This is a genomic window from Mycobacterium fragae, assembly GCF_002102185.1.
Classification (GTDB): domain Bacteria; phylum Actinomycetota; class Actinomycetes; order Mycobacteriales; family Mycobacteriaceae; genus Mycobacterium; species Mycobacterium fragae.
Map to the genome: position 1 here is coordinate 287,946 of NZ_LQOW01000031.1, position 21,956 is coordinate 309,901.

Below are 21,956 nucleotides of genomic sequence, written 5' to 3' on the forward strand. Positions count from 1 at the left end.
CATGCTGCGGTTGTCCCGTCGGATCTGGACACAGTTGGCGATTCTCGCGACGATCACCATCACCGCCGTCAGCGTGATGGCGTTCGGCTTCGTGAAAGTGCCAGCGATGTTGGGATTTGGGCGATACACGGTGACGGTCGAACTGCGCGCCTCCGGCGGCCTGTATCCCACCTCGGTGGTGAACTACCGCGGCAGCGAAGTCGGCAGCGTCAAATCGATCAACGTCACCCGCGACGGTGTTCGGGCCGTTCTGACGCTGGACTCGGATATCGCGATTCCGTCTGATGTGACCGCCGCAGTACACAGCCGTTCGGCCGTCGGCGAACAGTTCCTCGAACTGACACCGCATGCCGGAACGGCAGCGGACGCTGATCGGAAACTGCGCGACGGCGATGTCATCCCGGTCGGCAGGGTAGCGGTTCCCGTCGATATCGGCTTCCTGCTCGACGCCACCAACAGGGCGCTGCAAGCGATCCCGCAGGAAAACCTGCACACCGTCGTCGACGAATCCGCCAAGGCCGTCGCCGGACTGGGACCCGAACTATCCCGTATCGTCGACGGGTCGACCGCGCTGGCGATCGAGGGCGGCAAGACCGTCGATCCGCTTGCCAAGCTGATCGACCAGTCCCCACCGGTGCTCAACTCCCAAGTGCGCACGTCGGATTCGATCGCAGCATGGGCACGCCGGATGAACTCGATCACCCGTCAACTCAAGGCCCAGGATGTGGCCGTCGCAGATCTACTCGACGTAGGCGGCCCGGCGCTCGATGAAGGCACGGCGCTGTTCGACCGGCTGGCGCCCGCGTTGCCGGTGCTGCTGGCCAACCTGGTGAGCCTCGGCAAGATCGGGGTGACCTACCGAAACGATCTCGAGCAGCTGCTGGTGCTCTTTCCGCAGGGAACCGCCGTAATGTCGGCGATAGCGTTGCCGGACTCGGACAGCAAGCAGGCTTACAAGGGCGTCTACCTCGACTTCAACCTGAACCTCAACCTGCCACCGCCCTGCAACACCGGATTCCTGCCCGTCCAACAACAGCGGGCGCCCGCAATGCAGGACTACCCCGACCGGCCCGCCGGCGAGTTGTACTGCCGGATCCCGCAGGACTCCAGCATGAATGTCCGTGGCGTGCGCAACACCCCGTGCGAGGGGAAGCCGGGCAAGCGTGCGCCGACGGTCGAGCTGTGCGAGAGCGACGAGCAATACGTCCCGCTCAACGACGGTTTCAACTGGAAGGGCGACCCCAATGCGACTCTGACCGGTCAAGGCGTGCCGCAGTATCCGCCCGGCACCGATCCGAGGCGACCGCCACCGTCAGCCGGCGCGCCCGCGCCCCCTCCACCGGTCGCCGTCGTCCCCTACGACCCGGCCACCGGAAAATACGTCGGTCCAGACGGCCGCACCTACACCCAATCCGACCTCGCCGAGACCACGAAAGGCAAAACATGGCAGAACATGCTGATACCACCGAACAAGTAGGGCAAGGGCTCTCGGGCACCCGGGCTTTGATCACGTTGGGCATTGCCATCCTCGTCGCCTTGGCCGGGGTCGGCGGCTGGCTGGGATACCGCGTCCACCAAGACCGCGCGGCGCAAGCACAACGCAATCTATACGTGCAAGTCGCGCGTCAGGCTGCGGTCAATCTCACCACGATCAACTACACCGAGGTCGAGACTGACATCAAGCGGATCCTGGACTCGGCGACCGGCACCTTTCACGATGATTTCCAGAACAGATCGCAGCCGTTCGTCGACGTCGTCAAGAAAGTGCAGTCGAAATCGGAAGGCACCGTGGCCGAAGCCGGTGTGCTATCCGAGAACGGCGATCACGCGCAGGTACTCGTCGCAGTATCGGTGAAGACCTCGATTGCCGCTGCGCCGGAACAGGAGCCGCGCAGATGGCGGCTGCGGATCAGCGTCGAGAAAGCGGGCGACAGCGCCAAGATCTCGAACGTGGAGTTCGTGCCATGAGCAACCTGACCGCCATCGCACCACCGGAGGAGGATGTCGCCGACGCGGATGTCGTCGACATCGATGAAGCACCGGCCGAACCAGGCACTGGATCCTCCTGGACTCGCCTTTTGGCTTGCGGTGTGCTGCCCGCGCTGGCGTTGGGCGTCGCCGTGGGCGACGGTTACCTGAAATGGCTCGACGGTTCGTCGCGCGAATCACAAACGGCGGCCGAGCAGTCGGTTCGAGCCGCCACCGATGACACGATCGCGATCCTGTCTTACCGCCCGGACACCGTCGAACGTGACCTCAACGGCGCTGCTGACCGTCTCACCGGCGGATTCCGTCAGCAATACACTCAGCTCGTCAGCGATGTCGTTGCTCCCGGCGCCAAGCAGCAACACATTTCGGCGGTAGCGACGGTGCCGGCGGCGGCTTCGGTCTCCGCAACCGAAAACCACGCAGTGGTGTTGGTTTTCATCAACCAGACCACCACCATAGGCAGCGATGCGCCCACCCAGACGACCTCAAGCGTGCGCATCACCCTCGACAAGGTCCGTGATCGATGGCTCATCTCGCAGTTCGATCCGGTATGAACGTGAGGGCCACGTCGATGCTCCGGGTGCTCAGCGCGATCGTGCTGGCAGCCGGATTGTCAAGTGCCACCGCCCGTGCGGCCAATTTTGAGGGCCTGATGGTGCCGTCCGCTTCGATGGGCCGCGATATCCCGGTGGCCTTTTTGGCCGGTGGGCCGCACGCGGTGTTTCTACTGGATGCGTTCAATGCGGCGCCGGACGTCAGCAACTGGGTGACCGCGGGTAATGCGATGAACACGCTTGCCGGTAAGGGGATTTCGGTGGCCGCACCGGCCGGCGGCGCCTACAGCATGTACACCGATTGGGAGCGGGACGGCAGCAGGCAATGGGACACGTTCCTGTCCCGCGAGCTACCGGACTGGTTGGCTGCCAACAAGGGACTGGCCCCAGGTGGGCACGGCGTGGTCGGCGCCGCGCAAGGCGGATACGCGGCCGCGGTGCTGGCCACGTTCCACCCCGACCGATTCCGTTACGCCGGATCGCTGTCGGGATTCCTGGCGCCCGAAAGGACCGGCGTGGACGGAGCCATCACCGCGGGCCTGAAGCAAGGCGGTGGCGTCGACACCGACAACATGTGGGGCGCACCGCAATTGGGCCGGTGGAAGTGGCATTCCCCGAACCAGAACATTCAGCAGCTGGTGGACAACAACACCCGGCTGTGGGTCTACAGCCCGGGCAGCGGGGCGCCGAGCGATCAGGCCGCGATGATCGGCTACCCCGATATCGCGCAGGGCACCAACGCGACGTTCTACTCCCACTACCGAGACGTCGGCGGCCGCAACGGCCACTTCGACCTCGGCCGCGGCGGAGACAACGACTGGTCGACGTGGGGCCAACAGCTTGGAGCAATGTCCGGCGATCTCGCCGCAAACATTCGGTAGGGCATCATGAGGATCCCGTTCCTAATAGTCGCTTCGTTCATCGCGGTCGGCGCTGCGTTACTAGCCCCACCGGTGGCCACAGCGGACAACTCGCGGCTCAACAACGGTGTGGTCACCAACGTCGACACGATCAAAAAGCACGCCGGTTGCACCACCGACCTGCGGATCAACCCGCAGCTGCAGCTGGCCGCGCAGTGGCACACGGTCGATCTGCTCAACAATCGTGACCTCGACGGCGATATCGGCTCGGACGGGTCGACGGTGCAGGACCGAGCCCGTGGCGCGGGCTACAACGGGACCGTCGCCGAGACGGTGGCCATCAACCAGTCGCTGGCCATCAATGGCCTTGACATCATGGGCAATTGGTATTACCGCCCCGACTACTACGCGATCATGTCGAACTGCGCCAACACCCAGATCGGGGTGTGGTCGGAGAACAGCCTGGACCGCAGTGTCGTCGTCGCCGTGTACGGAAAGCCGGTGTGATCATCATGAAGTTCGGTATGTGGTTCGGCGCATTGGTTATTGCGGCGACGATTCCGCTGGCGCCGCGGGCGCATGCCGCTCCGGCGCCCGAGGTGGAGTACGTCTACGACGTGACGGTGCGGCGCCACTACAGTTTCGCGACTCCGGCCGATGCCGTGAACTACGGCTACGGAATCTGCGACAAGGTCCGCCACGGCGCCGGCTACGCGCAAGTCATGGGCGATGTGAAGAATGACGTACGGCCCAACGACGAGTTTGCGGCCAATTACCTCGTCTCGTACGCCGTTAATCTCTTTTGTCCTGACCAGCTGTGGCAGCTGCGCAACTCCGCGGCCAACTATGTGCCACCGCCGCAGTAGTTACCCGCCGGCGTTTCCCAAGTCCGGCGCATACGAGGGCGGCGGGTAGACGCCCCTGAGCAGCCATGCGTACGCGGCGATGCCGTATTCCAGCTCGTCGCTGGCATCGTAGTCCGGGTTTGGATTCATGTGCCTAACCCTTCATCAGGCCCGGCGACTTTGGAAGCCTTTTGCGCAAGCAGACGCAAAAGCAACACCGCTACTCGGGCAGATGCTCGGGGTGCAGCATCTCGGCGTAGCGCAGCTGCTCGGGGATCCCGAACCCGTCGACCAGGGTCTCGGCGTACGGCCGCAGTAACCGGCACCGGTCGTTGATGCCGCGGGTGACCGCCTTGGCGCGTTCGGTGGACAGATACCGGTGCTCGATATACCACGCCTTGTCGTCTTCGATCACCGACAATGCGTAGAGGTCACACACCATCTCCAGCACCTCGCGGGCCTCGTCATCCTCACACGAGTCGATCCCGGCGACGAACGCCTCCAGCACCACCCGGTCGATATGCGCGGTCGCCGCGTGCAGCACGTGGTCCTGCACCGCGTTGAACGCGTCGAACGCTGACATCTCATTGGATTTGGCCTGCAGCCGGCGCGCCACCGAAGACAGCAGATACTCCTCGCGGTCCTCGAACATCTTGACCTGGGTGCCGCGGTTGAACAGGCTGCCCTCTTCCTCGCTGTCCTGGCGGGCGTCGATGATCCGCTGCATAATCGCCTCGGCCGCAGTACGTTTGATCACCCGGTCGCTGACGGCGTTGGCGGCGAAGCGAACCCATTCGACGGGACTCATGCTGCGGATGTCGTCGGCGTAGGCGGTCAGCAATTCCTTGGCCACCAATTGAGTCAGCACGTGGTTGTCACCTTCGAAGGTGGTGAACACGTCGGTGTCGGCCCGCAGCGCGATCAGCCGGTTCTCGGCCATGTAGCCCGCGCCGCCGCAGGCCTCGCGCGCTTCCTGGATGGCCCGGCTGGCGTGCCACGTGTTGGCCGCCTTCAGCCCGGCCGCCCGCGACTCCAGCTCACGCTGCTCCTCCGCGTCCGGAGCATCCGACGTCTGCAGATCGTGGCACTTGGACACCAGCTCGTTCTGCGCGAATTGCAGCGCGTAGGACTTCGCGATCAGCGGGAACAGCCGCCGCTGGTGCACCAGGTAGTCCATGATCAGCACCTCGGCCTCGTCGTCAGGTGCACTGAATTGCCTGCGCTGCAACGCATACCGGGTGGCGATGTCCAACGCGACGCGGGCGGCGTTGCCCGCGCTCCCGCCCACGCTGACCCGCCCGCGGATCAATGTGCCGATCATGGTGAAGAACCGGCGGTTGGGGTTCTCGATGGGCGAGCTGTAGGTGCCGTCGGGTGCGACGTCGCCGTACTTGTTCAGCAGGTTCACCCGCGGAACACGCACGTGGTCGAACGTGATGCGGCCGTTGTCGACGCCGGGCAGCCCGCCCTTGTAGTGGTTGTCCGATGTCGTCACCCCAGGCAGGTCGTTGCCGTCAGCGTCGCGGATCGGCACGACGAAGCAGTGGACGCCGTGGTTCACCGGCTCGCCGTCCTGGTTGGTGATGAGCTGCGCGAATACCGCTGCTACGGTTGCAGTTTCGGCGGCTCCGCCGATGTAGTCCTTGCGGGCGGTCGGGGTGGCCGAGTCGATCACGAACTCCTCGGTAGAGGCGTCATAGGTAGCGGTCGTCTCCAGCGACTGGACGTCGCTGCCGTGGCCGGTTTCGGTCATCGCGAAACAGCCGCGCAGGTCGAGATTGATGATCTTTTTCACGTACGCCTCGTGGTGGCGCTCGGTGCCCAGGTTCTCGATGGCCCCGCCGAACAAACCCCACTGCACACCGGCCTTGACCATCAGGGACAGGTCCGACATCGCCAGCATCTCGATCATCGTGATAGCCGCGCCGACGTTGCCGTTGCCGCCGTGCTCTTTGCGGAAGCCGTCGTCGGCTGCGCCGGCGGCGGCCATGATCTTCATCTGTTCCACCACCTTGGTGCGTGCGATGACCGTGTTCGGTGTGTAGTGAGGGCGGAAGATCTCGTCGGTCAACCTGGCCCGCATCTGGTTCTTCACGTCGCGCCAACGCCCGTCCAGCGTGTTGCGCAGGTGCTCGGCAGTGGTGGTCATACCCGACGGTAACGCGCCGTCCCCGCTGCCGGGCAAGTGTCGACCCAACCCGCAGGCCGAGCATTACTATCTGTACGGCGCTCGCCGCCGCCTACCGGGAGGAACGGCATGGGCAAGGTTTCCCGCGCGTTCAGCAAGCAGGGCGCGGTTGAGGTTGAGGCTGTGGCAGCGGCCCTGCGTCCCAGGTTTGCGTTGGACGCAGGGCCCGAACGGACCGTCGCACACACCTGGCTCGATACCTTCGATTGGCGCCTGCACGCTGCGGGGATCTCCCTCGAGTACCTCGACGACGGGCCGCTGACCGCTCACCTGCCGGAAGGCACCCGGATAGCGGGCCCACTGCCCGCGGGCAACTGGCCGGCGCAGGCCGACGATCTGCCGCCCGGCCCGCTGCGCGAGGCGCTCGCCCCGATCATCGGGCCGCGGGCGCTGTTGCCGGTCGTCACCGTGCGCCACACTGCGCGGGAGAGCAGGGTGCTGAACGCGGACGAAAAAACCGTCGCCCGGCTACTGGCCGAAGGCACGGATGACGGCACCACTCGGCTGCGGGTGCAGCCGCTACGGGGGTACGCCACGGCCGGCGATCGGATCGCGCGGCTGCTGGCCGGACTTGACGGGCTGAGCGCACTGACGACGACGCCATACGACGACGCGCTGGCCTATGCGAGCCGCACTCCGGGCGCCTATAACAGCGGGTCAGCTGTGCCGCTGCGACCGGAAACGCCTGCAGCGCAGGCGATTGCGAGCATGCTGCAACGCTTCGCCGCCGTGATTGACGACAACGTGGCCGGCACGATCGCCGCGATCGACACCGAGTTCCTTCACGATCTGCGGGTCGCGGTGCGGCGCACCCGCTCCATCCTCAAGCTCGCCGGTGACGTGCTGCCCGGCGATCTGGCCGCCCGGTTCGAGCCGGAATTCAAGTGGCTCGGTGATCTGACGACGCCGGTGCGCGACCTGGACGTTTACCTGCTCGGGCTCGACGGCATGGCTGCCCGGTTGGCGTCGGCCGACCCACGTGACCTCAAGCCGTTCCGGTCGTTTTTGGTCCGCCATCGGGCTGTCGAACGCCGGCGCCTGGTGAGCGGCTTGCGGTCGCGCCGCTTCGAGCAGCTGATGCAGGAGTGGCCCTCCGCGCTGGCGCGGGTGACTGCCGACGCCGACGGCGGGCCGGCCATCGCGACGCTGGCCCGTCGGCAGGTCGAGCTGGCATTCCGGCGGGTCGTGCGGCGCGGCGAACGAATCTCCGCGAAGTCACCGAGCCAACAGGTGCACGACCTACGCAAGCGGTGCAAGGAACTGCGGTATCTGCTCGAGGTCTTCCAGCCGGTGTGCGCCGAGGCGCCGCAGCGGTTGCTGGTCAAAGAACTCAAGGCGCTGCAAGACACCCTCGGCGACTTCCAGGATGGTGAGGTGCAGCGCGAGGCGGTCCGCGAATTCGCCGCGGCGATGATGGACGAGCGTGCCGCGCCGCCGGAAACCGTGCTGGCGATGGGGGAACTGGCGGCCCAGCTCGATGCGCACCAGCTGCGTGCGCGGGCGGCATTGGTGGGCCGGCTGCGGCCATTTTTGGCGGAGAAGAATCGCGCGCGCATAAAAGCATTGGTGCGCCGGTGAAGATCTACGCGACGTACAACATCAAGGGTGGCGTCGGCAAAACCTCAGCCGCTGTCAACCTTGCTCATCTGGCCGCGCGCGGTGGATACAACACGCTGCTGTGGGATCTCGACCCGCAGGGCGCGGCGACCTACCTGTTCCGGGTGAAGCCGAAGGTCAAGGGCGGCAGCCGCGCGTTGGTGCGGGGCATACGACCGCTCGACAATGCGATCAAGGCCACCGATTTCGACGGGCTTGACCTGCTGCCAGCGGATTTCAGCTACCGCAAGATGGATTTGCAGTTGGACCGTGCCAAGCGGCCGACCCGCCGGATCCGCCAGCTACTGAAACGGCTCGACGCCGAATATGACGTGGTATTCCTGGATTGCCCGCCGAGCATTTCGTTGCTCTCGGAGAACGTATTGCATGCGGTCGATACCCTGCTGGTGCCAATGATCCCGGCGACGCTGTCGGTGCGTACGTTTGACCAATTGGTCAGCTTTGTCGGCGATTTCGACGGTCGGCGGCCGAGGATATGTTCGTTCTTCTCGATGGTGGACCGGCGCAAAAGGTTGCACCGCGATCTCGTCGAGCGCCTCGCAGTCGAAAGACCCGGAATGCTGAGCACGGCCATTCCGGCGCTGTCGATCATCGAGCAGATGGCCGAATACCGAGCGCCGGTAACGGCGTTCGCGCCGAACAGCGTCGCCACCAAGTGCTACGAGGCGCTTTGGAGTGAACTCAACGGAAGCGAAACCGCTTGACTGGCAGCGGAACATCGGTGCGACTACTGGCGGTGTGCTGTCTATGCGTAGCCGCATGCTGCCGGGTCGGCAACCCGACCAGTGCTCCGTACTTGCAATACCTCGGCCAGAAGCGTGTTCCGTTTGCCGCGAGGTTCCACGACACGGTGATCGGCGGCCTGTCCGCGATCAGTTACGACGCACACAGCCAGCAGTATTACGTGATCAGCGACGATCGTTCCGAGAAGAACCCCGCTCGCTTCTACACGGTGCAATTGTCTTTGTCGGACAAGGGTGTTCGCGACATCAGGTTCACCGGCACCCATCCGCTGCTGGACACGTCCGAGCAGCCATTTCCATCGCTGTCGCTCGACGCGCGGCCACCGGTGATTCCGCCCGACCCGGAGGGGATTGCCGTCGACGGGGCTCGGCAGCGGCTGTATTGGTCCTCGGAGGGCGAGCGACTCACCAACGACGGGCCGGTGCTGCTGGACCCGTGGATCCGCATCGCGGGCCTCGACGGCAGCTATCGGGGCCAGTTCAGCCTGCCGCCGGCTCTGGCGATGTCGACACAGCACGCCGGGCCGCGCCGAAACAAGGCGCTGGAGGGGTTGGCGCTGACGCCCGACGGAAAGTTTGTGTATGCCGCGATGGAAGATCCGGGTTACAACGACGGTGATCCGCCCGACCGCGTGCACGGCGCGCTGACGCGAGTCACCAAGTTCGACGTCGGCAGAGGAAAACCGGTGGCGCAGTATGCGTATCCGTTGCAGCCGGCCACCGCGCCCGCGCCGTCCAACGGGCTAACCGACCTGGTGGCGCTGTCCGATACCGCATTTCTGGTGATCGAACGCGCCGACGGCCCCCACCCGACGGTGCGGGTGTTCCGCGCCGAGATCGGCGAAGCGACGAACGTGCTCACGTTCCCCTCGCTGGTGGGCACGCGCCTGACCGCGATGACCAAATCGCTGGCCTGCGACCTGTCGGCGACACCCGGTCTGTCACCACTGGACAACGTCGAAGGCATCACGCTCGGACCGGCCTTGGCCGACGGCCGCCGATCGGTGGTGCTCGTCAGCGACAACAACTTTTCACCCGACCAGGTGACCCAGTTTCTGCTATTCGCGTTGTAGCGATTGGTCAGGCCGTAGCCGCCACCGCAGGAAGGCGGTCGCCACCACGCCGAAGCCGATCAGGATCGCCATGTCCAACACCCACCAGCCCGCTGAATGGGTCCAGGACTTGTCGGAGCTTGCCAGCAGATTGACCGCGGGCACGTCGACAGTCGACGCCGAGGCCGCGAAGCCCCATCGGGCCGGCACCAACCAGGAAATCTGCTCCAGGCCGAACCGACCCGCAACCGGGAACAGCGCGCCGGCGAACATCAGCGAGACCAGCGTGATCAGCACGGCGATCAGCAGCAGCTGCTGGACGTAGTCGGCCAGCGATGCCAACGCCATCGTGACGATCGCGGTGACGATGGCGGTGACGGCAAGCGCCAGAAACAGTTCGAAAGCGGCGCTGCCCAGCAGCGCGGCACCGTGCGTCGGCGCGCCCTTGCCTGCGACGGCGACCGTCGTGATGATCGCGGTCTGCACCATCGCGACGGCGCTGTAGACGATGACTTTGGCCGCCAGATAAGCAGACGCCGACAGCCCGTTGGCTTGTTCGCGGCGGAAGATGCGCTTTTCAGCGGAGAGGTCGCGGATGGCCAGCGCCGTGCCCATGACGACGGCAGCGATGTTGAGCACGCCAAGGATCTCGACGGCTTCGTCGGGACTGTTGCCGAAAGAATCCGCCGGGCCCAGGCCGGCATGGCCGGGCACAACTAGGGCTAGCGCCCCGAATAGCACCGGCAGGATGGTGAGGAAGATGAAGTAGCGCTGATCGCCGAGCATGACCCAGGCCTGTCGACGGGCGGCGATTGCGATTTGCCGCCGCGGGCGCAGTTGCGGTGTGCCGGCAGCGGGCTCGACGACCGCTTCCGTCGGTTCTTCGGTCGGCCCTTCGGCGGGTGATGCCTCCTGTTGGCGGGCCAGGAACGCGGTGTGTGCGCCATCGGGATCCGCGGTGATCTTCGCGAAGATCTCCTGCCAGTCGGTGGTCTCCAGCGCGTCACCGATCTGATCGGGCGGTCCGGCGAAAGCGGGAGTGCCGGTCGCGGTGAGCACCAACACTTGATCGCACATGTCGAGGTCGGTCAATTCGCGGGTTGCCACCACAACCACACGTCCCTCGTCGGCGAACCGCCGCAGCATCGCGATTCCCTCAGACGGCTCGTCAAGGACCAGCAGCGACGGACCGGTCAGCAGTTCCATGGCGATTGACGCGCGCTTGCGATGTTCGGCGGACAGGTTGCGCACCTGGATGGTGCGCAACGAGTTCAAGTTCAGTTCGTTCAGCGCCCAGTGCACGATCTGACGTCGGTGATCGGCCGAAGTGCCTGGCGGCAGCCGTAATTCGGCCGCGTAACCCAAGGCTTGTTCGATGGTCAGCTGTGGATGTATGAGGTCGTATCGCGGCACCATGCCGATGCTGGCGCGCATGTGCTCGGCCTGCACGTCGTGGCCTTCGAAGGTGACTGCGCCGACGCTGGGTCGCACCGCGCCACCCAGTACGTCGATCAATGCGGTTTTGCTCACCACCGAAGGGCCGATGACCGCGGTGAGCGTCCCCGGCTCGGCGGTGAAGGACACATCTGCCAGCACCTGGCGACCATCGCTGGTGAGTTGCAGCTGATGTGCTTGCAGCGCACCGGTTTTGGCCGTCGGTCGCGGTGACGGAGCGGCAGCCGTCGCCGTATCCGGCCGGCGCTTGCCGCGACGCTGGACCAGTTTTTGCCTGCCGCTTTGCAAAGCAGCGGTCAGCCGCGCGACGAGCGACGGTCGCTTGCGCTGATCAACCGGGGGCCAGGCCGGCGTCGGATGCGCTTCGGGCGCCGGATGTGCTTCTGGCGCCGGATGCGTTGGCGGCGCCCAAGATTGCGGCGCCGGTTGCGGTGGGCCGGGCGGTGGCTGCGGGGGGCCAGGTGGTGGCTGCGGCGGCTCGAGCGGCGGGTGTGGCGGCTCATGCGGCGGGGCTGGCGGCGGTTCTGGGTGCGACGGAGGCGGTTTCGGCTGGGCCGGCCGGGCCGGCGCTTCGGCCCGCTGGGATTGAGCCCATCGCATTCGCTGCGTCTGAAGCTGAGAGGGAAGCTCGGGCGCGGTGCGCCGCGGCGGTTCTGGCTGCGGCCGACGTGCCTGAAATCGTTGAGTGGGAAATCGTGACGGCGCCGGTGTCGGTTCCGGCTGCCCGGGGATGCGCCGCGGCGGGACCGGTCGTGGCGGCGGGGGCGGCATTCCCGGGCCCGGCCTCGGTGGCGGGTGCGCCGGGGCGCCGACCTGAAAGACCAACCGGCTTCCGTACTGCGGATGGCCGATCATGATGACCTGGCCGTCATGGATGAACACGGTTGACATCCGTGCGCCGTCGACGTAGATCCCATGGCGGCTGCGGTCGATGGCCACCCACTGCCTGCCGTCGTAATGGAGCACCACGGCAGTGGGCGGGGTGAATTCGTCGCGGCGCTCGATCCGGATGTCTGCCCGTCGATCATGGCCGACGATCACATCTCGACCAGGCGGAAAGGCGTACCGCTTCGACCCGAGCCAGACAATCAAGGGGGAAGCGAACGCTTCCGTCGGCATACCTACCCCCTTCCGCGCCTCATCTTTCTTGGGTCGAGCGCCGCTTGTCTACCCGTGATCATGCACCGGGCAACCGGGGGCGACGAGTTCGCCGCACCACAAGGGGGTTTGCGGCTGCTATCGAGAAGCGCCCGGCCGTGGCGTGGGTGCGGAATCCTCGAGTAGACGGCGCAGCACGGTGACGGCATCCGCCAACAACCGGCGGTCCGCGGGCTCCAGCCGCGCCAATTGCGGCTCGATCGCAGCGGCCCGGTCGGCCCGCACCCGGTTAAGCGTGCGCACACCTTCCGGGGTGATCCGGATACGGACGGCGCGGGCGTCGCCGGGGTCGACGGTCCGGGCCACCAGGCCGGCATCTTCCAGCCGTCGCACCTGTGTCGTCATCGTCGGTTGCGAGCAGTGGTCAACAGCGGCCAGATCACAGATTCGTGCTTCGCCATGGGCCTCGATGGTCGCCAGCAGCCGGGCTTGCGCTGCGGGCAACTGCATCTGCACACGCTGGGTGGCATAGCGGTTGAGCCGGGCGACCACGGCAAGCAGATCCGCCCCCAGACCGGAGCCAACGTCCGTGGCCGCGGCTCGACTAGCGGTAGCGGATGACGTCATGCCTCCATAATTGCATAGCTAGACTATTAGACCCAAAAGTCTGGCAAATTCAGCGGGCAAACTCTCCGTGACCTGCCGCCGCGTGCAAACCGGGAACACTCGGCGAAAGCTGGCACAATCAGTGAAATGAGCGCGACCCGCCCAGCGACCACGCCCCAACGGGCTCGGTCGTTGCGACCCGGCGAGCTCGCGCAGTCTTCGGTCATGGCAGCGCTGTGTGCTGCGACGGCGATCACCGCGGTGGTTGTGCCGTTCGCGGGCGGCTTGGCGCTGCTGGGCACGGTTCCGATGGGCCTGCTGGCCTACCGGTATCGCATCCGGGTGCTGATCGCCGCGACGGTCGCCGCGAGCGTGATCGCGTTTCTGATCGCCGGTGTCGGCGGGTTCATGACGGTTGTCCACAGCGCCTACGTCGGCGGGTTGGTCGGAGTCATCAAGCGCAAAGGCCGCGGCACGGCGACGGTGATCGTCGCTTCCGTTGTCGCGGGCGCGGCTTTCGGCGGCGCCGGGGTGCTGGCACTGACCGCGCTGGCGCGATTGCGGCACCTGATCTTCGCCGCGGTCACCGCCAACGTGAACGGCCTGGGCGCGATGCTGTCGCGGGTGGGTTTGGACGTAGCCGCCGACGGGCTCAAGCGGTTCTTCGCGGTAGCGATGCACTATTGGCCGTGGCTGTTCCTCGCCTATGCGATCGGCTCGATCACGATCGTGTCACTGATCGGGTGGTGGGCGCTGTCGCGTGTGCTGGAGCGGATGCGCGGCATCCCCGATGTGCACAAACTCGACGCACCGGTCGAGAGCGCACCGGTCGACCCGGTCCCAGTTCGGTTGGAGCAGGTGCGTTTTCGCTACCCGCGCAGCGACCGCGACGCCCTGCGCACGGTCAGCCTGGAGGTGCAAGCCGGCGAACACCTCGCGATCACCGGCGCCAACGGCTCCGGGAAAACCACGCTGATGCTGCTATTAGCCGGCCGCGAACCGACGTCGGGCACCATCGAGCGGCCCGGAGCAGTGGGACTTGGTCAACTGGGCGGGACGGCAGTAGTCATGCAGCACCCGGAAAGCCAAGTGCTGGGAACGAGGGTCGCCGACGAAGTGGTGTGGGGCCTGCCGCCCGGAACCACGATCGATGTCGCGCGGCTGCTGAGCGAAGTCGGGCTCGACGGCCTCGCCGAGCGCGACACCGGAAGTCTTTCGGGCGGTGAACTGCAGCGCCTCGCAATGGCAGCGGCACTAGCCCGAGAGCCCGCGCTCCTCATCGCCGACGAGGTCACCAGCATGGTCGACCAGCAAGGCCGCGACGCGCTGCTGCGCATCATGTCCGGCCTGACCAAACGCCACCGAACAGCACTGGTACACATCACCCACTACAACAACGAGGCCGAATCCGCCGACCGTGCAATCAATCTCAGCGATTCACCGGACAACACCGACGTCGTCGAGACATCAGCCGCGCCGGTCGTGACAGAGGCCGTTGATCAGCGGGAAGACGTGCCATTGCTCGAACTGGCGGGTATCGGGCACGAATACGGCAGCGGCACCCCCTGGGCGAAGAGCGCACTGCGTGACGTCAGCTTCGTTGTGCACCAAGGCGACGGGCTGCTGATCCACGGCGGCAACGGGTCGGGCAAGTCGACCCTGGCCTGGGTCATGGCCGGGCTGACGGTGCCGACCACCGGCAGTTGTCTGCTTGACGGGCGGCCCACCTATGAGCAGGTCGGGTCGGTCGCCCTGTCGTTCCAGGCATCCCGGCTGCAGCTGATGCGCCCACGGGTGGATCTGGAAGTGGCGTCGGCTGCCGGTTTTTCGCCCGACGACAAACAGCGGGTAGCGACCGCACTGGCCGCGGTGGGGCTGGATGCTGCCTTGGCGCGGCGGGGTATCGACCAGCTCAGCGGCGGCCAAATGCGCCGCGTCGTGCTGGCGGGCTTGTTGGCGCGGTCGCCGCGGGCGTTGATCCTCGACGAGCCGCTGGCCGGGTTGGACGTCGGCAGTCAGCGGGGTCTGCTCCGGCTGCTGGAGGATCTGCGCCGCGAGCGGGGCCTCACGGTGGTGGTCCTTTCGCACGACTTTGTCGGTCTGGAGGATTTGTGTCCGCGCATCCTCCACTTGAATGACGGTGTGCTGGAACCGGTGTCGGCGGCCGCGGGAGGAGTGTCGTGACTACAGCTCCCGCGACCGATCGCCCAGTCCGGCGCCCACCACGCCCGGTCGTGCTGCTGCGCCCGGTGCCCGGTACCTCGGCAGTCCACGAATTGTGGGCCGGCACCAAACTGATTGTGGTTTTCGGTATCTCGGTGCTACTGACGTTCTACCCGGGATGGGTGCCAATCGGGCTGGTGGCGGCAGTGGTGCTGACGGGGGCTCGGATCGCCCACATACCGCGCGGTGCCTTGCCCTCGGTACCGCCCTGGCTGTGGATCCTGGTCGCCATCGGTGGGATTACCGCGGCCTTGGCCGGCGGCAGCCCGCTGATCGACGTGGGTGGGGTCTCGCTCGGCTTGGGTGGGTTGCTGAACTTCCTGCGTATCACCGCTCTGTCGATCGTGCTGCTCGGCCTTGGGGCGATGATCTCGTGGACCACCAACGTCGCTGAAATCGCGCCAGCTGTAGCCACTTTGGGCCGCCCACTGCGGCTCTTGCGGATCCCGGTCGACGAGTGGGCCGTCACCCTCGCGATCGCGCTACGGGCCTTCCCGATGCTGATCGACGAGTTCAGGGTGCTCTACGCTGCACGCCGATCGCGGCCCAAAATAGTTCCGCGAACCCGTCGTGCTCGCCGCAAGCGCCACGCCTTGGAGCTGATCGACTTGCTGGCTACTGCCATCGCGGTGACGCTGCGGCGCGCGGACGAGATGGGTGATGCGATCACCGCGCGCGGCGGCACCGGCCAGATCTCGGCGGTCCCGTCCCGGCCGAAACTGGCCGACTGGCTGACACTCGCGATCATCTCGGCGTTGTGCGGGGCTGCGGTAGCTATCGAGGTCGCACTGGGCGCATAGCATCACCGCCGTGCGGCGGCGTTGGCCGCTTCCTGCGCCTGATGCAGTGTTGCCGCCACATCGCCGCGGCCGAGAAACATCTCATCGAAGTACGGCTTGAGCGCCTGATATCCGGCGGCGAACCCGGCACCACCCGGCGCCGCGATACGCGGGCCGTCCAGCACGATGAAAAAAGGTTTTACGTCTACACCTTTAGTGGCCCAGTAGCGAAGGTACTGACGCTGCGCCGAGCGCACCGCGGGGATCGCGGTACCGTGCCGGCCGAGGTAAACGTTGCCCTGCTCGCTGCCCATCCAGGCCAGTACCTGGCGTACAGCATCGGGGTGTAGAGACGCCGAATTACCAGCTGCGGCAATGCCGTTGGTGACACTGACTCGGTCTTTCGGCCCGCTCGGCAGCATCGCCACACCCCATCTGAAGTGGGCCTGCTCAGCAATGGCAGCCAAATTGTAGGTACCGGATTGAAATAGCGCCATGCGGCCGGCCAGAAACTGGTTGCGGGAGAAATCGCCATTGTTGTTGGTGTCCGAGGCCGGGGGCGCGACGTGGTCAACGTTGATCAAGCCGACGAGGTAGCGGAAGGCCTCAATCGCCGAGGGATTGTCGAACGCAAACCGGTCACCGTGCTGAAACACCCCGCCCGAGGACCCGATGTAGTTGAGATAGATGCCCTGCGGGTCGTTGGCCGCGTTGTACCCCCACTGCCGGACTCGGCTGGCGTCGAAACCCGGTGTCGCTGCGGTGTGTCCGTCGGCGTCGACGGTGAGCCGAGCGAGCAGCGGCCGCAGGGTATCGCCGCCATTCGGGCTCCACCGCATGCTGTCCAGTCGGGCAGGGTCCACACCGGCGGCGGCTAGCAGATCGGCGTTGTAGTACATCGCGATGCCCGCGTCAGTCAGCTGAGGCACAGCCCATAGCGCACCGCCTCGGGTGAACTGGTCGACCACCGCGGGTTCCCACGCCGATCTGAGGTCGTCGACCTTGATGAGCCGTCCGCTGTCGGCGTATCCGGCGAGATAGGCGTTGGAGAGCCAGAAGATGTCGTCGGCGCTACCGCCGGCCACATCGGTGCGCAGCGTGTCGAAATAGGTGGAGTACGCCACGACGTTGACGTGGACCTCGATATCGGGGTGCGTTCGGGTGAACGCCGCAAACGATTCGCGATACGTCGGGGCGACCTGCTCGTCCCAGATTCGCACGGTCACCACGGTTTTGCCGCCATGCGGTCTGGCCGAGACGTCCAGCAGCACCGCCGTCGCGGCCAGCAATGCGGCCACGAGGACGACAGCGACCGCGACCAGCGTGGAAAACCGGGGCCGCAAACTCATTTCAAGCCCGTCACGACAATCGACCGCACGATGTGGCGCTGAAATGCCAAAAACAGCAGCAACAGCGGCACGATGGCCACCGTCGTCGCGGCCATCACCAGCGTCCACTGAGCGTTGTACCGGGACTGCAGCGCGGCTGTAGCCACGGTCAGCACCCGCCATTTGCTGCCACTCGTTATCACCAACGGCCACATGAAGTTGTTCCATTGCGACACGACGGTGATCAGCATCAGTGTGACCAGCACCGGCCTGCTCGACGGTACTACCACGTGCACGATGACGTCCAGCGTGTTGGCCCCGTCGAGATGCGCGGCGTTGACGAGGTCATCGGGAATTGTGCGAAAGTACTGACGTAGCAGGAAAATCGCGTACGGCGAGCCGAACATGAACGGCAACACCAACGCCCAAAATGTGTTACGCAGCCCTAGCTGCGCCATCATCAAATACAGCGGCACGACCGTCACGGTGGCCGGCACCATCAGTGTCGCGATATAGACCCAGAACAGCGCATCGCGGCCCGGAAAGCGCAGCCGAGCGAAGGCGTAGGCCGCGAGCACCGAAAAGCTCAGCTGCCCAACCAGAATCACCGCCGTCATCACTGCAGTGACCAGCAGCGCCCGGCCAAACCCGGCGCCGCCCAGGTCAACGTAGTTGGCCAGCGTCGGCGGCCGCGGCCACGCCAGCGGTGTACCCGTCGCGAACTGATGGGCCGGGGTGAACGAGGTCAGCAAGCCAAGTGCGAACGGCGCCAACGTGATCAGCGCGCCGAGGCCCAGCCCGGCGTAAACCGCGGCAGCCCTAAACCAGCTCATAGCTGATCCGCCGGCGGAAATACAGATGCTGGACGACGGTGACGCCGACCAGGATCAGGAACAACACGGCCGCCATCACGGCGGCGCGCCCGATCGCCGCCGCCCCGAACGCTTCGGCGTAGATGCGGTGAGCAACCAGGTCGGTGTGGCCGGCGGGTCCGCCGCCGGTCAGCGCGTAGACGGTGTCGAAAACCTGGGCAGCGCTGACGACGCCGGTAACCAGTACGAAGAACATGGTGGGCCGCAGCATCGGCAAGGTGATGCGCCAGAACCGCTGCCAGGCGCCGGCCCCGTCGATGCGTGCCGCGGAGTGGATATCGGTGGGGATGGCCAGGATGCCGGCGAGGAAAAACAGCGCGACATAGCCGACATTCGTCCACACCACCACGGCCGAAACCACCGGCAGCGCCAGCCCGGGATCGGTGAGCCATTCGATGCGATGCCCCAACAGGGTGCTGACCGCGCCGTCGGTCGGTGCCAGGATCCATCGCCACAACACCGCGATCGCCAGCGGGGCGCAGATCCACGGCAGCACGTAGATCGTTCGGAACACCCCGCTGCCGGGCAGCCCGGGCGCCAGCAACGCCGCGACCGCTAGTCCGATCACCGTCTGCGCCGGCACCACGATCGCCACGAAAATCAGTGTTACCAGCAGCGAATTGCCGAACGTCGAATCGCTGAGCACCAAACGCCAATTGTCGCCGCCGACATACTCGATCGGCCCCAACAGATCCCAACGATGCAGGCTCAGCCACACCACGACCAGCATCGGAAGCAGTAGGAAGGCGACCACGCCGAACAGGCTCGGAGCGAGCAGCGCGTAGCCCAGCGCCATCGATCGGCGTGGCTTTCCCAGCCCAGCGGCCATGGGTGTATTAAAGCCGCTCGTTACGGTGGAGCCGTGACACCGAACCGGGGGATCGATGCCGACTTTCTCGACCTGCCGCGCCGCGAGCTGGCCGACGCCGCGCTGTCGACGGCCACGGCGGCCGGGGCCAGCCACGCCGACCTGCGCATTCAGCGAATCACCACCGAGCACATCCAGCTGCGTGACGGCGAGCTGGAGACCGCGGTGCTCAGCCGCGAACTCGGCATGGCGGTCCGGGTGATCGTCGACGGCACCTGGGGTTTTGCCTCGCACGCCGAGCTGGCGCCGCCCGTCGCGGCGGACACCGCGAAGCGAGCCGTCTCGGTGGCCAGCACGCTGGCCGGCCTCAACGCCGAGCGCATCGAGCTGGCGCCCGAGCCGGTGTACGCCGACGCCACGTGGGTGTCCAGCTACGAGATCGACCCGTTCAGCGTCCCCGCCGCCGACAAGGTCGCCGTGTTGGAGGATTACTCGGCTCGGCTGTTGGGGGCCGAGGGAATCGATCACGTGTCGGCGGGCCTGAGCGCCGTCAAGGAGCAGACCTTCTACGCCGACACCTTCGGTTCGACGAACACCCAGCAGCGGGTGCGGGTGATGCCCGTCTTGGAGGCGGTCGACGTGGACGTGGCGGCTGGCGGGTTCGACTCGATGCGCACGCTGGCGCCACCTATGGCACGTGGCTGGGAGGTCGTGGCCGGCGACGAGGTGTGGAACTGGACCGACGAGCTCGCCGAGCTGCCGTCGTTGCTGACGGAGAAGGTCAAGGCACCCAGCGTGACGCCCGGACCCAAAGATCTGGTGATAGACCCGACCAACCTTTGGTTGACGATCCACGAATCTATCGGGCACGCAACAGAATATGACCGTGCCATAGGCTACGAAGCCGCCTACGCCGGCACGTCTTTCGCCACCCCCGACAAGCTCGGCTCCCTGCGATACGGTTCGCCGGTGATGAACGTAACCGCCGATCGCACTACCGAATTCGGCTTGGCCAGCATCGGTTACGACGATGAGGGAGTGGCCGCGCAGAGCTGGGATCTGGTTCGCGACGGGATTTTCGTCGGCTATCAGCTCGACCGGGTCTTCGCGCCGCGGCTCGGCCAGCCACGCTCCAACGGGTGCTCGTACGCCGATTCGCCGCATCACGTGCCCATCCAGCGGATGGCCAACGTCTCGCTGCAGCCGAGCCCCGAGCCCATCAGCACCGCTGACTTGATCGACCGGGTCGACGACGGCATCTACATCGTCGGTGACAAGTCCTGGTCAATCGATATGCAGCGCTACAACTTCCAATTCACCGGGCAGCGGTTTTATCGCATCCGCGGCGGGCGCCTGTACGGGCAGATGCGCGACGTCGCCTATCAGGCCAACACGACCGATTTCTGGAATTCGATGGAAGCCGTCGGCGGGCCGTCGACATGGCGGTTGGGCGGCGCGTTCAACTGCGGGAAAGCCCAGCCCGGCCAGGTGGCCTCGGTCAGCCACGGCTGCCCCTCGGCGTTGTTCCGTCGCATCCTCGTGCTCAACGCGCGCGCCGAGGGGGGGCGATGATCAGCGCTCAGCTCGCCATTGAGATCGCATTGGATGCAGCGCGATCCGGGCGAGCCGACGATACGATCGTGTTGGTCACCGACCGCACAGAGGCTTCCCTGCGCTGGGCGAACAACTCGATGACCACCAATGGGATGTCGACCAGACGCACTACTGCAGTGATTTCGATTGTGCGCCAAGGGGATAGCGCGCGGGTTGGCTCACTGTGTACCGCGGAGGCTGACCTGTCGACGATCGCCGGGCTGGTCGCGGCGTCGCAGGAGGCCGCTGCCTCGGCGCGGGAGTCCTGCGATGCCATGCCGCTGTTGGGTGGTAGCGGCGTGCCTGCCGACTGGGACGATCCGGTGCCCGCCACCGGGGCCGAGGTGTTCACGGACGTCGCTGGGGTTTTGGGCCACGGGTTCCGGGGTTCGGATCAGTTGTACGGCTTTGCCCATCACGCGTTGGAGACGACGTTTTTGGCGACGTCCACGGGAGTGCGGCGCCGATTCACGCAGCCCACCGGCTCGGTGGAGCTCAACGCCAAACGTGGCGACGCGAGCGCGTGGGCGGGCATAGGTTCGCCCGATTTCACCCGTGTACCAATGGATCTGCTGCTCGAGCAGCTATCCACCAGGCTGGGCTGGGCGCAGCGCACCGTTGAGCTTCCCGCCGGTCGTTACGAGGCCATTCTTCCGCCGCCGGCGGTGGCCGACATGATGATCTATCTGGCCTGGATGATGGCCGGCCGCGGCGCGCAGGAGGGCCGCACCGCGCTGGCGGTGCCCGGCGGCGGAACTCGGGTGGGGGAGCGGCTGACCGAGCTGCCGTTGACGCTCTACTCCGATCCTGCGGCGCCCGGGCTTGAGTGCGGGCCGTTCGTCGCTGCCACCAGTTCCTCGGAGACCGTGTCGATCTTCGACAACGGGATGAACATCGAGCGGGTGGACTGGATCCGCGACGGGGTGATCAACGCGCTGGCCTACCCTCGGGCCACAGCGGCCGAATTCGATGTCCCGGTCGCGGTCGCCGCCGAGAATCTGCTGATGACCGGCGGCAGCGCCGATCTCGCCGAGATGATCGCGCAGACCGAGCGTGGGCTGCTGCTGACCACCTTCTGGTACATCCGCGAGGTCGATCCCACGGTCTTGCTGTTGACCGGACTGACCCGTGACGGCGTCTACCTTGTCGAGGACGGGGAGGTGACGGCGGCGGTCAACAACTTCCGGTTCAACGAGAGCCCGCTGGATCTGTTGCGACGGGCCAGCCAGGCCGGCGTCAGCGAGGTGACATTGCCGCGGGAGTGGGGCGATTGGGCGACCCGGGCGGCGATGCCGTCGCTGCGGATACCGGACTTCCACATGTCGTCGGTGAGCCCAGCGCAATAA

Annotated in this window: 19 protein-coding genes and 1 pseudogene; 13 read left to right on the plus strand and 7 right to left on the minus strand. The window is 66.0% G+C overall.

From position 1 onward, the window contains the following. Position 1 precedes the first annotated feature (1 nt). Genes AWC06_RS19775 through AWC06_RS19800 form a run of 6 tightly spaced genes read left to right on the plus strand, consistent with a single transcriptional unit; the run spans position 2 to position 4,269 of the window. Positions 2-1,477 (plus strand): MCE family protein, encoded by a 1,476-nt coding sequence (locus AWC06_RS19775; RefSeq protein WP_085199682.1) that lies wholly within the window; start codon positions 2-4, stop codon positions 1,475-1,477. After that, entirely contained in the window at positions 1,444-1,968 is a 525-nt protein-coding gene (locus AWC06_RS19780) for a mammalian cell entry protein (protein ID WP_085199683.1), read from the plus strand. Before AWC06_RS19775 ends, AWC06_RS19780 begins: the two co-directional genes overlap by 34 nt. After that, positions 1,965-2,543: a hypothetical protein gene (locus AWC06_RS19785; protein ID WP_085199684.1), complete on the plus strand. Its 579-nt coding sequence runs from the start codon at positions 1,965-1,967 to the stop codon at positions 2,541-2,543. Before AWC06_RS19780 ends, AWC06_RS19785 begins: the two co-directional genes overlap by 4 nt. Further along, positions 2,540-3,424, plus strand: coding sequence for an alpha/beta hydrolase-fold protein (locus tag AWC06_RS19790; protein ID WP_085199685.1), 885 nt, complete (start codon positions 2,540-2,542; stop codon positions 3,422-3,424). Before AWC06_RS19785 ends, AWC06_RS19790 begins: the two co-directional genes overlap by 4 nt. 6 nt (positions 3,425-3,430) lie before the next feature. Continuing rightward, the gene (locus AWC06_RS19795; RefSeq protein WP_085199686.1) at positions 3,431-3,910 is read left to right on the plus strand and encodes a CAP domain-containing protein; all 480 of its coding nucleotides are present in this window, start codon (positions 3,431-3,433) and stop codon (positions 3,908-3,910) included. Between the two features lie 5 nt (positions 3,911-3,915). Then, complete coding sequence (locus AWC06_RS19800; RefSeq protein ID WP_211282006.1) at positions 3,916-4,269, plus strand: DUF732 domain-containing protein; 354 nt, start codon at positions 3,916-3,918, stop codon at positions 4,267-4,269. Here AWC06_RS19800 and AWC06_RS23740 read toward each other — a convergent pair. Then, positions 4,270-4,398 (minus strand): annotated as a pseudogene (locus AWC06_RS23740) (hypothetical protein); the annotation flags it as partial. Between the two features lie 70 nt (positions 4,399-4,468). Further along, positions 4,469-6,397: an acyl-CoA dehydrogenase family protein gene (locus tag AWC06_RS19805; protein ID WP_085199687.1), complete on the minus strand. Its 1,929-nt coding sequence runs from the start codon at positions 6,395-6,397 to the stop codon at positions 4,469-4,471. A gap of 108 nt (positions 6,398-6,505) precedes the next feature. Here AWC06_RS19805 and AWC06_RS19810 point away from each other — a divergent pair, with 108 nt between their 5' ends. Genes AWC06_RS19810 through AWC06_RS19820 form a run of 3 tightly spaced genes read left to right on the plus strand, consistent with a single transcriptional unit; the run spans position 6,506 to position 9,869 of the window. Continuing rightward, positions 6,506-8,014, plus strand: coding sequence for a CYTH and CHAD domain-containing protein (locus AWC06_RS19810; RefSeq protein WP_085199688.1), 1,509 nt, complete (start codon positions 6,506-6,508; stop codon positions 8,012-8,014). After that, positions 8,011-8,757: a ParA family protein gene (locus AWC06_RS19815; protein ID WP_085199689.1), complete on the plus strand. Its 747-nt coding sequence runs from the start codon at positions 8,011-8,013 to the stop codon at positions 8,755-8,757. The genes AWC06_RS19810 and AWC06_RS19815 overlap by 4 nt, the downstream gene beginning before the upstream one ends. After that, positions 8,754-9,869, plus strand: coding sequence for an esterase-like activity of phytase family protein (locus AWC06_RS19820; protein WP_085199690.1), 1,116 nt, complete (start codon positions 8,754-8,756; stop codon positions 9,867-9,869). The genes AWC06_RS19815 and AWC06_RS19820 overlap by 4 nt, the downstream gene beginning before the upstream one ends. Here AWC06_RS19820 and AWC06_RS19825 read toward each other — a convergent pair. Together AWC06_RS19825 and AWC06_RS19830 are read right to left on the minus strand one after the other, a co-directional pair. Continuing rightward, a complete protein-coding gene (locus AWC06_RS19825; RefSeq protein ID WP_085199691.1) occupies positions 9,855-12,422 on the minus strand; it encodes an ATP-binding cassette domain-containing protein in 2,568 nt (855 codons plus the stop codon). The genes AWC06_RS19820 and AWC06_RS19825 overlap by 15 nt on opposite strands. A 117-nt stretch (positions 12,423-12,539) precedes the next feature. Next, positions 12,540-13,028, minus strand: a complete 489-nt coding sequence (locus AWC06_RS19830) for a MarR family winged helix-turn-helix transcriptional regulator (RefSeq protein WP_085199692.1) — start codon at positions 13,026-13,028, stop codon at positions 12,540-12,542. 126 nt (positions 13,029-13,154) lie between these two features. Here AWC06_RS19830 and AWC06_RS19835 point away from each other — a divergent pair, with 126 nt between their 5' ends. Next, positions 13,155-15,191, plus strand: a complete 2,037-nt coding sequence (locus tag AWC06_RS19835) for an ATP-binding cassette domain-containing protein (RefSeq protein WP_085199693.1) — start codon at positions 13,155-13,157, stop codon at positions 15,189-15,191. Further along, positions 15,188-16,030, plus strand: a complete 843-nt coding sequence (locus AWC06_RS19840; RefSeq protein ID WP_085199694.1) for a CbiQ family ECF transporter T component — start codon at positions 15,188-15,190, stop codon at positions 16,028-16,030. The genes AWC06_RS19835 and AWC06_RS19840 overlap by 4 nt, the downstream gene beginning before the upstream one ends. 2 nt (positions 16,031-16,032) lie before the next feature. Here the strand turns inward: AWC06_RS19840 and AWC06_RS19845 are convergent, their stop codons facing one another. Genes AWC06_RS19845 through AWC06_RS19855 form a run of 3 tightly spaced genes read right to left on the minus strand, consistent with a single transcriptional unit; the run spans position 16,033 to position 19,038 of the window. After that, positions 16,033-17,358: an ABC transporter substrate-binding protein gene (locus tag AWC06_RS19845; protein WP_085199695.1), complete on the minus strand. Its 1,326-nt coding sequence runs from the start codon at positions 17,356-17,358 to the stop codon at positions 16,033-16,035. Further along, positions 17,355-18,170 carry a carbohydrate ABC transporter permease gene (locus tag AWC06_RS19850; protein ID WP_085199696.1) on the minus strand — a complete coding sequence of 272 codons (816 nt, stop codon included), beginning with the start codon at positions 18,168-18,170 and terminating at the stop codon, positions 17,355-17,357. The genes AWC06_RS19845 and AWC06_RS19850 overlap by 4 nt, the downstream gene beginning before the upstream one ends. Then, positions 18,157-19,038 carry a carbohydrate ABC transporter permease gene (locus tag AWC06_RS19855; protein WP_085199697.1) on the minus strand — a complete coding sequence of 294 codons (882 nt, stop codon included), beginning with the start codon at positions 19,036-19,038 and terminating at the stop codon, positions 18,157-18,159. The genes AWC06_RS19850 and AWC06_RS19855 overlap by 14 nt, the downstream gene beginning before the upstream one ends. Before the next feature lie 33 nt (positions 19,039-19,071). On the opposite strand from AWC06_RS19855, the gene AWC06_RS19860 reads away from it, so the two are divergent. Both AWC06_RS19860 and AWC06_RS19865 read left to right on the plus strand, forming a co-directional pair. Further along, complete coding sequence (locus AWC06_RS19860; RefSeq protein ID WP_085199698.1) at positions 19,072-20,589, plus strand: TldD/PmbA family protein; 1,518 nt, start codon at positions 19,072-19,074, stop codon at positions 20,587-20,589. Next, entirely contained in the window at positions 20,586-21,956 is a 1,371-nt protein-coding gene (locus AWC06_RS19865; protein WP_085199699.1) for a TldD/PmbA family protein, read from the plus strand. The genes AWC06_RS19860 and AWC06_RS19865 overlap by 4 nt, the downstream gene beginning before the upstream one ends.

Bases quoted from the DNA above. Each gene is read 5' to 3' on its own strand.
- AWC06_RS19855 (WP_085199697.1), bottom strand. From the start codon at position 19,038: ATGGCCGCTGGGCTGGGAAAGCCACGCCGATCGATGGCGCTGGGCTAC.
- AWC06_RS19830 (WP_085199692.1), bottom strand. From the start codon at position 13,028: ATGACGTCATCCGCTACCGCTAGTCGAGCCGCGGCCACGGACGTTGGC.
- AWC06_RS19805 (WP_085199687.1), bottom strand. From the start codon at position 6,397: ATGACCACCACTGCCGAGCACCTGCGCAACACGCTGGACGGGCGTTGG.
- AWC06_RS19825 (WP_085199691.1), bottom strand. From the start codon at position 12,422: ATGCCGACGGAAGCGTTCGCTTCCCCCTTGATTGTCTGGCTCGGGTCG.
- AWC06_RS19775 (WP_085199682.1), top strand. From the start codon at position 2: ATGCTGCGGTTGTCCCGTCGGATCTGGACACAGTTGGCGATTCTCGCG.
- AWC06_RS19850 (WP_085199696.1), bottom strand. From the start codon at position 18,170: ATGAGCTGGTTTAGGGCTGCCGCGGTTTACGCCGGGCTGGGCCTCGGC.
- AWC06_RS19865 (WP_085199699.1), top strand. From the start codon at position 20,586: ATGATCAGCGCTCAGCTCGCCATTGAGATCGCATTGGATGCAGCGCGA.
- AWC06_RS19780 (WP_085199683.1), top strand. From the start codon at position 1,444: ATGGCAGAACATGCTGATACCACCGAACAAGTAGGGCAAGGGCTCTCG.
- AWC06_RS19795 (WP_085199686.1), top strand. From the start codon at position 3,431: ATGAGGATCCCGTTCCTAATAGTCGCTTCGTTCATCGCGGTCGGCGCT.
- AWC06_RS19835 (WP_085199693.1), top strand. From the start codon at position 13,155: ATGAGCGCGACCCGCCCAGCGACCACGCCCCAACGGGCTCGGTCGTTG.
- AWC06_RS19845 (WP_085199695.1), bottom strand. From the start codon at position 17,358: ATGAGTTTGCGGCCCCGGTTTTCCACGCTGGTCGCGGTCGCTGTCGTC.
- AWC06_RS19785 (WP_085199684.1), top strand. From the start codon at position 1,965: ATGAGCAACCTGACCGCCATCGCACCACCGGAGGAGGATGTCGCCGAC.
- AWC06_RS19800 (WP_211282006.1), top strand. From the start codon at position 3,916: ATGAAGTTCGGTATGTGGTTCGGCGCATTGGTTATTGCGGCGACGATT.
- AWC06_RS19790 (WP_085199685.1), top strand. From the start codon at position 2,540: ATGAACGTGAGGGCCACGTCGATGCTCCGGGTGCTCAGCGCGATCGTG.
- AWC06_RS19810 (WP_085199688.1), top strand. From the start codon at position 6,506: ATGGGCAAGGTTTCCCGCGCGTTCAGCAAGCAGGGCGCGGTTGAGGTT.